At 59.0% G+C, this 13,326-nt stretch carries 11 protein-coding genes; 6 read left to right on the top strand and 5 right to left on the bottom strand.

What is annotated here, in order from left to right:
• Positions 1-46: 46 nt before the first annotated feature.
• Positions 47-1,819, bottom strand: a complete 1,773-nt coding sequence (locus K6M89_RS26165; RefSeq protein WP_222141518.1) for an SLC13 family permease — start codon at positions 1,817-1,819, stop codon at positions 47-49.
• Between the two features lie 665 nt (positions 1,820-2,484).
• Here K6M89_RS26165 and K6M89_RS26160 point away from each other — a divergent pair.
• Positions 2,485-2,721, top strand: coding sequence for a DUF982 domain-containing protein (locus K6M89_RS26160; protein WP_246642696.1), 237 nt, complete (start codon positions 2,485-2,487; stop codon positions 2,719-2,721).
• Positions 2,722-3,088: 367 nt separating this feature from the next.
• On the opposite strand, the gene K6M89_RS26155 is transcribed toward K6M89_RS26160, so the two are convergent.
• On the bottom strand, positions 3,089-3,367 hold the full coding sequence (locus tag K6M89_RS26155; RefSeq protein ID WP_222141517.1) for a DUF982 domain-containing protein: 279 nt from the start codon (positions 3,365-3,367) through the stop codon (positions 3,089-3,091).
• Between the two features lie 296 nt (positions 3,368-3,663).
• Here K6M89_RS26155 and K6M89_RS26150 point away from each other — a divergent pair, with 296 nt between their 5' ends.
• Positions 3,664-4,602 carry a sialate O-acetylesterase gene (locus tag K6M89_RS26150; protein WP_222141516.1) on the top strand — a complete coding sequence of 313 codons (939 nt, stop codon included), beginning with the start codon at positions 3,664-3,666 and terminating at the stop codon, positions 4,600-4,602.
• Between the two features lie 448 nt (positions 4,603-5,050).
• On the top strand, positions 5,051-6,682 hold the full coding sequence (locus K6M89_RS26145) for a putative bifunctional diguanylate cyclase/phosphodiesterase (RefSeq protein ID WP_222141515.1): 1,632 nt from the start codon (positions 5,051-5,053) through the stop codon (positions 6,680-6,682).
• Between the two features lie 316 nt (positions 6,683-6,998).
• Here the strand turns inward: K6M89_RS26145 and K6M89_RS26140 are convergent, their stop codons facing one another.
• Entirely contained in the window at positions 6,999-7,715 is a 717-nt protein-coding gene (locus K6M89_RS26140; protein WP_222141597.1) for an SOS response-associated peptidase, read from the bottom strand.
• Between the two features lie 232 nt (positions 7,716-7,947).
• Here K6M89_RS26140 and K6M89_RS26135 point away from each other — a divergent pair, with 232 nt between their 5' ends.
• Both K6M89_RS26135 and K6M89_RS26130 read left to right on the top strand, forming a co-directional pair.
• Positions 7,948-8,214 carry a BON domain-containing protein gene (locus K6M89_RS26135; protein WP_222141514.1) on the top strand — a complete coding sequence of 89 codons (267 nt, stop codon included), beginning with the start codon at positions 7,948-7,950 and terminating at the stop codon, positions 8,212-8,214.
• A 139-nt stretch (positions 8,215-8,353) separates the two neighbouring features.
• Positions 8,354-8,653 carry a DUF1236 domain-containing protein gene (locus K6M89_RS26130; protein ID WP_222141513.1) on the top strand — a complete coding sequence of 100 codons (300 nt, stop codon included), beginning with the start codon at positions 8,354-8,356 and terminating at the stop codon, positions 8,651-8,653.
• Between the two features lie 137 nt (positions 8,654-8,790).
• Here K6M89_RS26130 and K6M89_RS26125 read toward each other — a convergent pair whose 3' ends face one another.
• Both K6M89_RS26125 and K6M89_RS26120 read right to left on the bottom strand, forming a co-directional pair.
• On the bottom strand, positions 8,791-9,525 hold the full coding sequence (locus K6M89_RS26125; RefSeq protein ID WP_222141512.1) for a metallophosphoesterase: 735 nt from the start codon (positions 9,523-9,525) through the stop codon (positions 8,791-8,793).
• Between the two features lie 291 nt (positions 9,526-9,816).
• Entirely contained in the window at positions 9,817-10,359 is a 543-nt protein-coding gene (locus K6M89_RS26120; RefSeq protein WP_222141511.1) for a GFA family protein, read from the bottom strand.
• 432 nt (positions 10,360-10,791) lie between these two features.
• Here K6M89_RS26120 and K6M89_RS26115 point away from each other — a divergent pair.
• Positions 10,792-13,326: cadherin-like domain-containing protein (locus tag K6M89_RS26115; protein WP_222141510.1), on the top strand; the 2,535-nt coding region annotated here is incomplete at its 3' end.

The following is a 13,326-nucleotide window of genomic DNA, read 5'->3' as shown; positions in this document are numbered from 1 at the left end:
CGCTGCCGATGGCTTTTCAAACCGGCTGCGGCTGCGCCTTCGCGGTCTATTTCACCGGCCAGATAAAAAGCAGCGCGGGCACGCTGACCAGGATGATCAATGCCGACAGCGGCAGGCCGAGTCGTGGGTAATCGGAGAACTTGTAGCCGCCGGGACCGAAGACCAGCGTGTTGCATTGATGGCCGACCGGGGTCAGGAAGTCGCAGCCGGCGCCAATTGCGACCGCCAGCAGGAAGGCTTCCGGCCTGAAGCCGAGACTGGTTGCAAAGCTCGCGGCGATCGGCGCCATGACGAGAACGGTGGCGGCGTTGTTGAGGAAGGGCGTAACGGCCATGGCGCTGACCAGGATGAGGCCGAGTGCGCCCCATGCCGGCAGGTTCATCGCCACCACACCCAGCCAGCCGGCGATCAAGTCGCTGCCGCCGGAGGTGCGCAAGGAATCCGAGACGGGAATAAGGGCGGCGAGCATAACCAGGATCGGGCCGTCGACCGCTTTATAGATATCCGTCAGCGGAATGGCCCGGAAGACGACCATGCCCAGCGCCGCCGCGAAGAAAGCCACCGGAACCGGCGCGAGGCCGACGGCGGTCGTTGCCATGGCGAGGGTCAGCATCAGCAGCGGAATGAAGGCACGGCGGCGGGTGCCGAGCATCACCTCGCGCTGGGCGAGCGGCAACAGGCCAAAATCCTGCAGAAGTGCGGCCAGGCTTGCCCGGCTGCCCTGCAGGAGGAGGACGTCGCCGACGCCGAGCGTCATGCTGCCCAACCGTTCCTTGAGGCGTTCGCCATGCCGGCTGATCGCCAGAATGTTGACCCCGCGCGTGTAGGAAAGCGCCAGCTCCTTGGCCGAAAGACCAGTGAGGGACGAGTCCTGGCTGACGATCGCCTCGAGCGAAATGATGTTCCTGTCCGGCAGGCCATCTTTAGTCAAGGGCTTGCCGGAAAGCTTCAATTTCCCTTGTGATACGATGCGGTCTATTGCTGCCGAGGGGCCTTCCAGCATCACAATATCATCTGCGCGGAGCGTCAGATCAGGAAACGGCGCCCTCCTGGTGCCGCCGCGCAGGACGGCCGTGGCGATGACCTCGCCATCGCCGAGCTTCACTAGGTCGCTGAGCGCCCGCTCGAGCAGCGTCGACTGGTCGGTGATTGCGACTTCGCTCGTGTAATTCTTGATCTCGACGACATCTTCAATGGCGTGGTCCTGCTTGGTGCGGCTCGGCACCAGCCAGTGGAAAAACAACAAAAAGGTGATGCCGACGACCGTCAGGATCGCGCCTGTCGGCGTGAAGTCGAACATGGTGAAGGATGTTCCCGTCATCTCCTCCCGAAGCCGCGATACGACGATGTTCGGCGACGTGCCGACCTGCGTCATCAGTCCGCCAAGCAGGGCGGCGAATGACATCGGCATCAGGTATTTCGAGGGAGAAGCGCCGGATTTCCTTGCGAACTGAAAGGCGACAGGCATCATGATGGCGAGCGCGCCGATATTCTTGATGAAGGCAGACAGCAACGCCACGGCGATCATCAGGAGCGCGAGCTGGGTATGAAGCGTGTTCAGGTTCGGGAAAAGCCGCTTGATCGCGGCATCGACGATGCCCGACCGGGCGACGCCCGCGCTGACGATCAGGGCGCTGCCGACGATGATGACAATGTCATCCGAAAAGCCGGAAAAGGCTTCTTCCGGCGGGACAATTCCCGTCGCGACCGCCAAAACGAGCGCGCAACAGGCAACAACATCGTAGCGGAAGCGATCCCAGATGAAGACCGCCATCATGAGCCCGATGACAGAAAATGCGATGATCTGCTGTGTCGTCATACGGACCTGGAAAGAGGCTGGGATGTCGCCGACAACCGAGCGGAAGAAGTTTACTCAGGGAACGCCGTTTGCTTGCGCAAGTTCCCTGCCGTCCTGATCAACCTCCTGACCATGCGTGGGCGGATAAGCTGGACACGCCGGCGGGCCGCCACCACCAGACATTGCGACATGTTGACGGCCGGCGGACTGATGCGAGTGTCACCCGATGGGTCGGGGCCGCTGCAACTCCGTGGAATTCGGCCCTTTGCGGATCGCCATACCATCGCGCCGAATAAAGGGTATAGTACTCCAGTCGGTGATTTTACAGGGCGATGCCGACTGGGCGATCCGACGTGCTCTTGCCTTGGGTGAGGCCGCAAACAATGTCTCTAAACCTCTTAAATCTTCCGGAACTCTCCGAGCGGCATATAGAGATGCTCGCGAGGGTAATAGCCGATTGGTGCGACGCGAACGCCATCGACGCAGGCGGGGATTGCGCGCAAGCCGCATACGCTGCCGCCGTCGATCTTTTGAGTGCAAACACAGACATGTCAGCGGGCCAGTTGCGACAGGCGCTGGACCTCCGGATGGCTGAAAATAAGCGTGAGGAACCTTCGTCGTAGACCGAGGTTGGGGTGAAGCGGACGCTCCGTTTAGCGGGTTGCCCGCTGGCGATGGAGCCTGTCTTGTGGACGAGTGTCGTTATTCTACATCTGCGAAAGCCGACCACCGTGAGATCGGCGAAACAGGCGTTCGATCTCCTATCGGCCCGTTGGCCGGTTTCTGAAGGAAAGGCTTACATCGCGGCCCTTGAAGCCTGTGAAGGCGTCGATGACGGACATGTTTCAGACGATAGCGCCCGGGAGCTGTTCTTGTTGGCGTTGAAGGAAGCCGAGATCCCCTACTCGACCGATATAGAATGAGGAGAACCAACACAGGACTATAGCCACGGGTTGACCGACACGCTTGTCGTCATCGTCGCGATGACATCCGCACCCTCCCCCATCGCAGAACGATACTTGTTGGCTCCAGTTCAAAGGCACGGCCGGCCTCGACGCGCAAGGTTGCCCGAGAGGCGGCAGCAAGGCACCGCTCCTCAGTTCTTTCGCTAGCATCGGATTGTCTCGTGCCGCATCAATGACGGTCCATCCGAGCGCCTCATAAAGGCCCAAAGTATCTCTCGCAGCATGAACCGTCAGTCTTCTAATCCCATGACGAACTGCGATGCCGCCGAGGCCCGCCATTCTTTCATCTGCCGCTCCAGCACGCACTATCAGTCGGGTGGCGAATTCAGTGGACGCCTGTAACAACCCGCATTCCGGCTTCCTCTGCAGCGCGAATAAGCGCGGCACGTGCTGTGTTGGCAGGAATATCGCCTTGGATGGCATCCAGGCATGCTTTCACGGCAGCGATGTATTCCTTTCCGTCGTCTGTGGGCCATCCCACGACGAGAACCTTGGCAACCTCGCCAAGTGATCGGACGAGCCTATTCTTTTCTTCACACATCACAAGCATCAAAGGAGCGAAGTCGTCGCGCCTTCGCCAATCCACTAAGCCGATCCTCGGCATGCCAAGAGTCCCATATCCTCGCAATGACGTTCGCCATCTGCTGCGAAAGCTCGGACGCCCGCAACAACGACTAAAACCTTCCCGCGGTCCATTCAACAAAGATGAGGAGAATTACATCGGCTGATGTCGGGTGAAATCCCGGACTTAGGTCGGACTGGCCGTCCGACGAATTCTTTTTTAAGCTCATACCAGAGCAAGTATATATGGCTGGTGCAAAGTAAGCTTCTCGGCGAGAGCGGTCTTGATAGTCCGACACTCGGCTCGATATCATTGGGTAATCTCTAAAAGGAAACCACATGCGCAAACCAATACCAGTCGGACTCGCCGCGTTAATCGCCATTTATTTTCTCGGCGGCATGAGCGCGAGACACGAGATCTCTCCTTGGCCGCAACTTTCCGCAGTGAAGAAAATAGTTGTCGGAGAGAAGCCGGCGGCTCCAAGCCGTTATACTTTCGACGACAAGGAGCGAGTCATCGGGGATGAATCAAAAACCGCTGTGACCTGCCCGACGCAAACCGATCGAACTGCTGTCTTACTCATTCTTGGCCAATCGAACGCGGCCAACTACGGTGGACAACGGCACCGGTCAAATTATGGCGCTCGTGTTGTAAACGCCTTTGACAAGAAGTGCTTCATCGCGGCGTCGCCACTGCTTGGAGCGACCAACACCCGGGGAGAGTACTGGACGCTTCTCGCCAATAAATTGATCGCATCGGGACAAAACGACAACGTCATCCTCGCACCTCTCGCATATGGCGGATCCGAGGTCGCACGATGGGCGGTAGGCGGTGACTTCAATCCTCTGCTCGTCGATACTGTGAAACAGCTTCACGATTCCGGTTATCGGATAACCAGCGTCCTCTGGGTGCAAGGAGAGGCGGACCTCGTTTTTGGCACGACTGCGGAGGCCTATCGGGAACGTTTCATGTCGATGGTTGGCACACTGCGTCAGCACGGCGTCGAAGCACCTGTTTACATTTCGATCGCATCGAAATGCCTCGAACCGAGCAACGGCGGTTTCAAGGAGCATATTCCTGACAATCCGATCGTACGGGCGCAACTGGCCCTGTCAAAAAGCGGCCACGGTATCCGAGAGGGCGTAAATTCTGACGCGTTGCTCGATGGAGACGACCGCTACGACGATTGCCATTTCGGGGGCTCGGGCGAAGAGAAGGTGTCGCGGGCCTGGCTGGACCTCTTGCGCGGCGATAGCCACCTTGTAAGCTCGCGATAGTCCTGTCAGCGATTTCCTCCCAGATCTGCTCGAAGCCTTCCTGCAGTACCGCAGTCCGGATAGGCGAAATGCCCCGCCAGGACGGGGCATTTTGTATCAGTGGTACCGCGCAATTGAGGAGGCGCGGAAGGTAGAAAGATGGCATCGTTTCGAAGATGGTCAATTAACCTCAATTTGCTAATCCACAGCGGCCCGCATTGAGAACTCAGTTTCCGATCTTGCATCGCCACGATTATACTGGACGTTGGGCTTACTTGCATGGGCTGGTACCAAGGTTGATTAGAAGGCTTCCTATGTAGCCGGCTCTCCTATCAAAGGCCTTCGGGAAGACGCCCTCAAGGCGTATTTTTGACGATCAACAGGTCACGGTTGAATATTTCTGCTGGCATGTTAGCCTTCGCAGATGACACAGCGAGTTGGGGGATGAAAAATCCAACGCGGAGCGCCTATGTCCGGTCAACCTGATGAGCTCGTCTCGTTTTATGGCAATAGCCTGAAACTTGCCAGATGCTCTCTGGCGGTTTCGAAGGCCTACAAAACTGTAGCGGCGCCAGGTGCGACCTTTTGGGATCTATATCCGGAGCTGCTTGATCCCGGCGCCAGATCGATGATCGAAGCCGTGCTCGCCGGCGGCCTGCCTCGCAACATCGAGATCGCATCCAGTTCGTCCGGCGACCGTCGCAGTCTTCTCGTTTTCGGCACTGATCGGGGCCTTGGGGTCATCGAGACGCGCGATCGCAGCGCGAATTCGGAGGCGTCGACTCGGGAGACCGATCGCGCCCTTCTTCTTCATCAGGCCAGGCATGACGTACTGACGGGACTGGCCAACCGCCGGCAGTTCAGCAGCGATCTCGAGACCGGCTTTCCCGTGCCAAAGGGTCAAAAGCTCGCGCTGATGCTGTTAGATCTCGATGACTTCAAACCCGTCAACGACACCCTTGGCCATGGCGCCGGCGACGTGGTGCTCAAGATGACCGCGGAACGCATCCAGTCCGTACTACGCGGCGACGAGACAGCTTACAGACTTGCTGGCGATGAATTTGCGGTCATTCAGCGGCGTCGGAACCAACCTGCGGAGGCGGAAGAACTCGCTGGATCCCTGGTCCGGGCGTTCAAAGAGCCATTCACCATAGACGGGATCGATGTGTTTGTCGGTGCCAGCGTCGGAATTGCCATTGCGCCGTCCGATGGCAGCGACGGCGAACAGTTGATGAAAGCAGCCGACATTGCGCTCTATGCTGCCAAGAACGATGGACGCGGCCGGGCAAGGACGTTCAACCGCTCGATGATGATCATGCTGGAGCAGCGTGAGACGCTGCGGCGCAGTTTGCGTGTGGCCCTTAAGGAGCGGCAGTTTTTCATCGAGTATCAGCCACTGGTGGAGCTATCGGAGGGCATCGTCGGCTTCGAGGCGCTGCTGCGTTGGCGCCATCCTTATGCCGGAGTGGTTCCACCGAGTGTTTTCATCCCGATGGCCGAAGCCGACGGTCTCATGGGGGATATAGGAGCATGGGTGCTTGAACAGGCGTGTCGCGAGGCGTCAACGTGGGCCTCGCATTTCATCGTAGCGGTCAATCTCTCACCGGCTGAATTCCTCCTCCGAGGCTTCACCGATCGCGTATCCGGGATTCTTGACGCGGTCGAGTTTCCTGCCGAAAGGTTGGAGATCGAAATAACCGAAACCGTCCTGCTTGAACGTAACACCAAAAATCTCGACATACTCCATACTCTGGAAGTCCTGGGTGTCCGAATCGCGCTCGACGACTTTGGCACCCGCTATTCCTCCCTCAGCTACCTACAGAACTTCCCGTTCGACACGATCAAGATCGATCGGCACTTCATCAAGGACGTCGAGACCAATCCGAAGAGCCAGACCATCGTGCGCTTCATCATCGGGCTTGCACATGGGCTGGGGATGCGGATTACGGCCGAAGGCGTCGAAACGGCCGGTCAGGCGACGTGGCTTAGAAGAGAAAAATGCGATCGACTACAGGGACATCTTTTGGGCGCGCCGATGTCTTCGGATGCCATCGGCGATTTTCTGCGTCAGGGGTCGTTTGCCACGGGTTGGATCGGCTAGTCCGATGAAGAGCCGAATGGTGCATAGCCCCGGCGGGGCGGTAAGCTTGACGCTGTCAAGGCAATTCCTCGAAGCTACTCGCGGGCCTGGCTGGACCTCCTGCGCGGCATAGCCATCTTGCAAGCTCGCGATAGTCCTGTCGCGGAATTCACCCTCCGGTCTGCAGTACCGCAGCTCGAACAGCAAAATACCCCGCCAAGACGGGGCATTTTGTACCAGATTGATGCGACCTTATCAGTGATGCCGCACCGAGGGGCGGACAGGTAAAAGAATGACAGAGTTCGAAAAATCTTCAATTTACCTGATCTTACTAATCCTACTGCGAGACCTGTCTTGCACTCAGATCAACCGGATTTATGACCTCCGGCCCGACATTTCTGACGGTCAATACGCGACGCGTAATGGGCCACATCATCATCGCGTCGTCATCGAACGGCTTCATCAGGCCGCGTGGGTTTGGATCGGAAGACAGCCAACGCCCGTAATCCTCGGCACGAAGCACGACCGGCATCCGATTGTGGATTGGTGCCATCATCTCATTGGCGGGACAGGTGACGACGGCGAAGCTCCGGATATCGATTCCGGCGGGATGACGCCATACTTCCCAAATGCCTGCCAGCGCGAACATCGATCGGTCCTTCATGGCAACAGCATAAGGCTGCTTCTTGCCGGTCCCGGAGATGTCCAGCCATTCGAAGAATCCGCTAACCGGAATAAGGCAACGCCGCGATCGGTAGGCGTCGTGGAACAGCTCATTCGAGGATATATCTTCGCAGCGAGCGTAGACGGGCGGCTGACGACGCGGTCGGTCCATCCATGACGGAACGAGCCCCCAACGAGCGATGGAAATGGCAGGCTTTGGACGTTCCCGCTGACGTTCCGCGTCTTGAATGATGATATGGTACGCCTCGGCGGGGGCACCGTTGTATCTCGGGACGCGGCCGCCGAGATCGTCGACGTTACCCCGCGTAGCGAAGCTAAAACTTTCGGCCAACTTGTCAAAGGAACAATTGATGTAGACACGCCGGCACATGCGAAAATCCCGTACAATTCTCAACGGCCGATATAGGCAGTCGGTGCACCCCGTCAATACATAGCGGTTTTGCATTTTTTCGATCTCTCGCGGTCATCCAGGCATTCGCCGCAGATTTTGGTTGCCCGGCTGTGGGACCTAAGTCGGGCTGGCAAGCTGAGAGCCCGCTGCACATATTGTTTTTGAGGCAACATGAGGTCCGCGGGAGGGCAGGCGGAACAGGAACAAGAAAATGAGGTATGGCCCCAACAATCACGAGGAGCGCTGTCCGGAAGGCCATAGTACGGCGGCGACCATCGCGACCATCTCGGCAACTCTTGCCGCTGATCCGGACGTTGACAGCAGCGCCGTCGAAATCAGAATGCTCGGCCCGGTCGTTCTGCTCGAAGGCTACATAACAAAGGCCGCGGATCGCGACAAAATCATCTCGCTTGCAGCGTCGATCGTCGGCTGGGAAAACGTCCAGGACCGCATGCTGAGCCGCTTCCCGTCGCAGTAGTGGATATCAGTGGGCGGCACCCAATTGGACTAGGACCACGGTCGGAACAAGTCCCGGCACGAAGCCCGACTCCGGAACCCTTCCTCCATATTCCGGTTTGGCCTTGAGCGGACCTAACCGCATCAAGGAGGAAGAACAGATGAAAATCAAAGCACTAGGAATTACCATCGGCATCTTGTTGGCATCGGCATCTGCCTTTGCGCAGTCGTCGACCGTCATTGCGGCACCGCCGGAGAAGGTGGTGACCTTTGTCCAGCAGGCTCCCGCCCCGACTGAACGCGTCGTCGTGAAGGAGAAGGTTGTCGTCGGGCAGCCCCTGCCGGAAACGGTTGTCGTGACCCCAATTCCCGATGACCCGGCATATGCATACGCGATCGTCAACGATGAGCGTGTGATCGTCGAGCCTTCCTCGCGGAAGGTGATCCAGATCATCAAGTGACCGATGGGCGGCCTGAGCCGCCCTCTTCGCGGGGCATTTATCCCATCATCGCGGGGTCAACGCATCGAATGTGGTCGTGAGAACCTCCAATCTCCACCGAGAAACTCTCGTTGCTCGTCCATGAAGTTGATTGCCGTTCAGACGGCGACGTGACTGCTGACCAGCCCATCGCGAGTGAGACGATGAACCATGATCATCGGCGGCTCGTTCACGGCGGGAATGTTCTGGCCCCCGAACCACAGCGGGTTAGCTGGGCAGATCGAGCCACAGATATGTGCCGGAATGCCTGCCAACATCCCACTCATTGGCCGATGGACATGGCCGGAGGATATAGCAAGCGGCGCAAGGGAACGCCCCGTCAACAGGTCACCAAGCTCTGCTTTACCCTCTGCGATCACCGCGTCAATCGGCGCAATTCCGCTTGGCACGAAGTGGTGATGCGAGAAGAGAAGCGTGGGGGGTGAGGCTGGCTCCTCCAGTACCCGTTCCAGCCAAGTAAGATGCTGGACAACGTCGCCCGCCGAAGTACCGGGTAGGCAGGTGTCAATTCCCACTAACTTCAGCCCACCGATCTGCGCGACAAAATGCATGGCATCGCAGTCGTCAACCGCTCCATAACGTGTCGCGAAAGAGGTTCGCATCAATCGCCGATCGTCGGAGTTGCCCGGCACCAACATGACCGGACAATTCAAGGCTCCAAGACGGGCGGCTATCGCAGCGTAACCATCAGTCCAGTCATCATCTATCAGGTCGCCCGACACGACGAGCGCATCCAGCTCAAGCACGGAAAGCCACGACAATGCGCGGTTGAGCCGCAGCAGGTTGTCGTTATTCGGTGCAGCGTGAATATCGGAGATTTGCGCTACGATCATTGGCTTTCCTGGTCGTGCCTAGAGCATGATGCCGAAAAGTGTGAGCGGTTTTCGGACGACATCATGCTCTAACTCCTTAATTTAGAACAGGATTCAGATTTTAGGCCGACCGGGCCTAAAATCATCCTGTTCTAGGCCGAACATGTTTTGGAAGATAAAGTAAAGCTGGAGAAAGGCCACCGCCTGTCACAGCGGTGATCTTCGAAACGGCACAACGCGCGTGGTGAACGTGCGAGGCAAAAGGCGCTTAAGCCGAAAATGCTCAGACCGCTCGAACTTCGGCGAGTCGCGTTACGGCGTACTCGTCCTGCCGGCAGACGGCGGCTTCCCATCCCAGCCGTCACGCCCCCTCGCCGCCCAGGAAGTCGTATCGTGATCGGGGTGCTGGTTGTTGCTCGCCTTGATCGCCGCGGCCCAGTCGGCGCCGTTGGTCTCGGTGGCGCCGGTATTTTCCAAGCCGGTGATCGTATCGAACCACGTCACCATGTTCTCGGTGCAGGTATTGGCCAGCGGCGGGAAGGCGTTGGGATCGTCAAGCGAACCGATCATCAGGTTGGTGCGGCCGTTTTCCAGGTGGTGGAAAAACAAAGGCGTACCGCAATTGGCGCAAAAGCCGCGCTCGACCAGCTCCGAGCTCTTCCAGACGCTCGGCTTGCCGCGTGTCCAGGTCAGCGCATCATCGGGCGAGGCGACGAGCGCGGCAAAGATGCTGCCCGAGGCTTTCTGGCACATGCGGCAATGGCAGAGATGCGAATTGTCGAACATGACGCTTGCATGGTAGCGCACGGCACCGCACTGGCATCCGCCGCTCACTTCCCTCTCGATGCGTTGCATTTTTCTTCTCCTGCAAGAGGTGGATCTGGCCTCATCTCTTTTAGGTAGTGGTATTTTTATCGTCCAGCGTCTTTCGCCTGCGTCGACACGGCTATGTCCGCCCAAAGCATCGAAGCCTCCCCCGTCACGCCGGCCGCGGTGTGGAACTCCTGCGTGTCGATAAACGGGAAGTGCAGGCAATCAGGATACTGGCGCAAATAATCACATGAATTGATGAACAAGTTTATGCACAAGCAACTTAACTCTATTGTATAGTTTATAGCATTTTATGTATCACACGGGTTACCATTTAGAAAAATATAATATACCGTGCAGATGGGCATGTTTATTACGCGATTGCGTCGGCGATGGGTTGGGCGCGCCCGGAGTAACAATAACATTTGGGGCGACGAACACTTCAGTCGTTCGCAGTATCATTGGGGGGAATTGTAAATGGCGACTACGACAGTATCAGGCACGACCGTCACGTTTTCGAATTCAGGTGCGGCAGCCAATCTGACACAATCCGGCACCGAGGACGGCAGCCTTCAGTTCACGTTCGACGTCCTGGGCGCAAGCGGCGGCGGAGTGAAGACGACGATCTATTCGGCGGATGACGGCGTCAAAAACGACGACGGAGGGGCAGCCATCATCGTCACCAACAAGGCGTTTGTCGATTACAACAAGGACCTACTGATCCAGGACGGCGTGGGCATTAGCTTCAGCCAAACCAGCCAGATGGGAGCAACATTCTGGATCGGCAGCGACAACAAGATCCACTATGACGCAGCCGGTCTAAGCGCGCAGATCAACGCGCTCGATGCCGGAGAAATGTTCAAGGACACGATCCAGTACACGATCAAGATGTCGAACGGCACGCTCAGCGTCGGCACGCTGACGGTTGTGATCAACGGCATCAACGACGCACCCGTCCTCAGCGGCAATGCGGCGACGCTTTCGGCAGGCAGCGAGGACACGCCCTACACGATCAGCACCGCTGACCTGCTTGCCGGCTTCACCGATGCCGAGGGCGATCAGATGTCGGTCTCCGGCCTCACCGCCAATCATGGCACGCTGGTCGACAACAATAACGGCAGCTGGACCTTCTCGCCTGATGCCAACTACAACGGCCCGGTCAGCCTCAGCTACACCGTCACCGACGGCAATGGCGGCAGTGTCGCGGCGACCCAGAGCTTCACGCTTGATGCGGTCAACGACGCGCCGGTCCTCAGCGGCAACGCGGCGACGCTTTCGGCAGGCACCGAGGACACGCCCTACACCTTCAGCACTGCCGACCTGCTTGCCGGCTTCACCGATGTCGACGGCGATCAGTTGTCGGTCTCCGGCCTTACCGCCGATCATGGCGCCCTGGTCGACAACAATGACGGCACCTGGACCTTCACGCCTGATGCCAACTACAACGGCCCGGTCAGCCTCAGCTACACCGTCACCGACGGCAATGGCGGCAGTGTGCCGGCAAGCCAGAGCTTCACGCTTGATGCGGTCAATGATGCGCCGGTCCTCAGCGGCAATGCGGCGACGCTTTCGGCAGGCAGCGAGGACACGCCCTACACGTTCAGCACCGCTGACCTGCTGGCCGGCTTCACCGATGTCGACGGCGACCAGTTGTCGGTCTCCGGCCTCACCGCCGATCATGGCGCCCTGGTCGACAACAATGACGGCAGCTGGACCTTCACGCCTGATGCCAACTACAACGGCCCGGTCAGCCTCAGCTACACCGTCACCGACGGCAATGGCGGCAGCGTGCCGGCGACGCAGAGCTTCACGCTGGCGGCGGTCAACGACGCGCCCGTCCTCAGCGGCAATGCGGCGACGCTTTCGGCAGGCAGCGAGGACACACCCTACACGTTCAGCACCGCTGACCTGCTGGCCGGCTTCACCGATGTCGACGGCGACCAGCTGTCGGTCTCCGGCCTCACCGCCAATCATGGCGCCCTGGTCGACAACAATGACGGCACCTGGACCTTCACGCCTGATGCCAACTACAACGGCCCGGTCAACCTCAGCTACACCGTCACCGACGGCAATGGCGGCAGCGTGCCGGCGACGCAGAGCTTCACGCTGGCGGCAGTCAATGATGCACCCGTCCTCAGCGGCAACGCGGCGACGCTTTCGGCAGGCAGCGAGGACACGCCCTACACGATCAGCACCGCTGACCTGCTGGCCGGCTTCACCGATGCCGAGGGCGATCAGATGTCGGTCTCCGGCCTCACCGCCAATCATGGCACGCTGGTCGACAACAATAACGGCAGCTGGACCTTCTCGCCTGATGCCAACTACAACGGCCCGGTCAGCCTCAGCTACACCGTCACCGACGGCAATGGCGGCAGTGTCGCGGCGACCCAGAGCTTCACGCTTGATGCGGTCAACGACGCGCCGGTCCTCAGCGGCAACGCGGCGACGCTTTCGGCAGGCACCGAGGACACGCCCTACACCTTCAGCACTGCCGACCTGCTTGCCGGCTTCACCGATGTCGACGGCGATCAGTTGTCGGTCTCCGGCCTTACCGCCGATCATGGCGCCCTGGTCGACAACAATGACGGCACCTGGACCTTCACGCCTGATGCCAACTACAACGGCCCGGTCAGCCTCAGCTACACCGTCACCGACGGCAATGGCGGCAGTGTGCCGGCAAGCCAGAGCTTCACGCTGGCGGCGGTCAATGATGCGCCGGTCCTCAGCGGCAATGCGGCGACGCTTTCGGCAGGCAGCGAGGACACGCCCTACACGTTCAGCACCGCTGACCTGCTGGCCGGCTTCACCGATGTCGACGGCGACCAGTTGTCGGTCTCCGGCCTCACCGCCGATCATGGCGCCCTGGTCGACAACAATGACGGCAGCTGGACCTTCACGCCTGATGCCAACTACAACGGCCCGGTCAGCCTCAGCTACACCGTCACCGACGGCAATGGCGGCAGCGTTCCGGCAAGTCAGAGCTTCACGCTGGCGGCAGTCAATGATGCACCC

This window comes from Rhizobium croatiense, assembly GCF_019793465.1.
GTDB lineage: Bacteria > Pseudomonadota > Alphaproteobacteria > Rhizobiales > Rhizobiaceae > Rhizobium > Rhizobium croatiense.
Note: the sequence above shows the minus strand (reverse complement) of the source record. Positions and strands in the feature narration are given on the sequence as shown.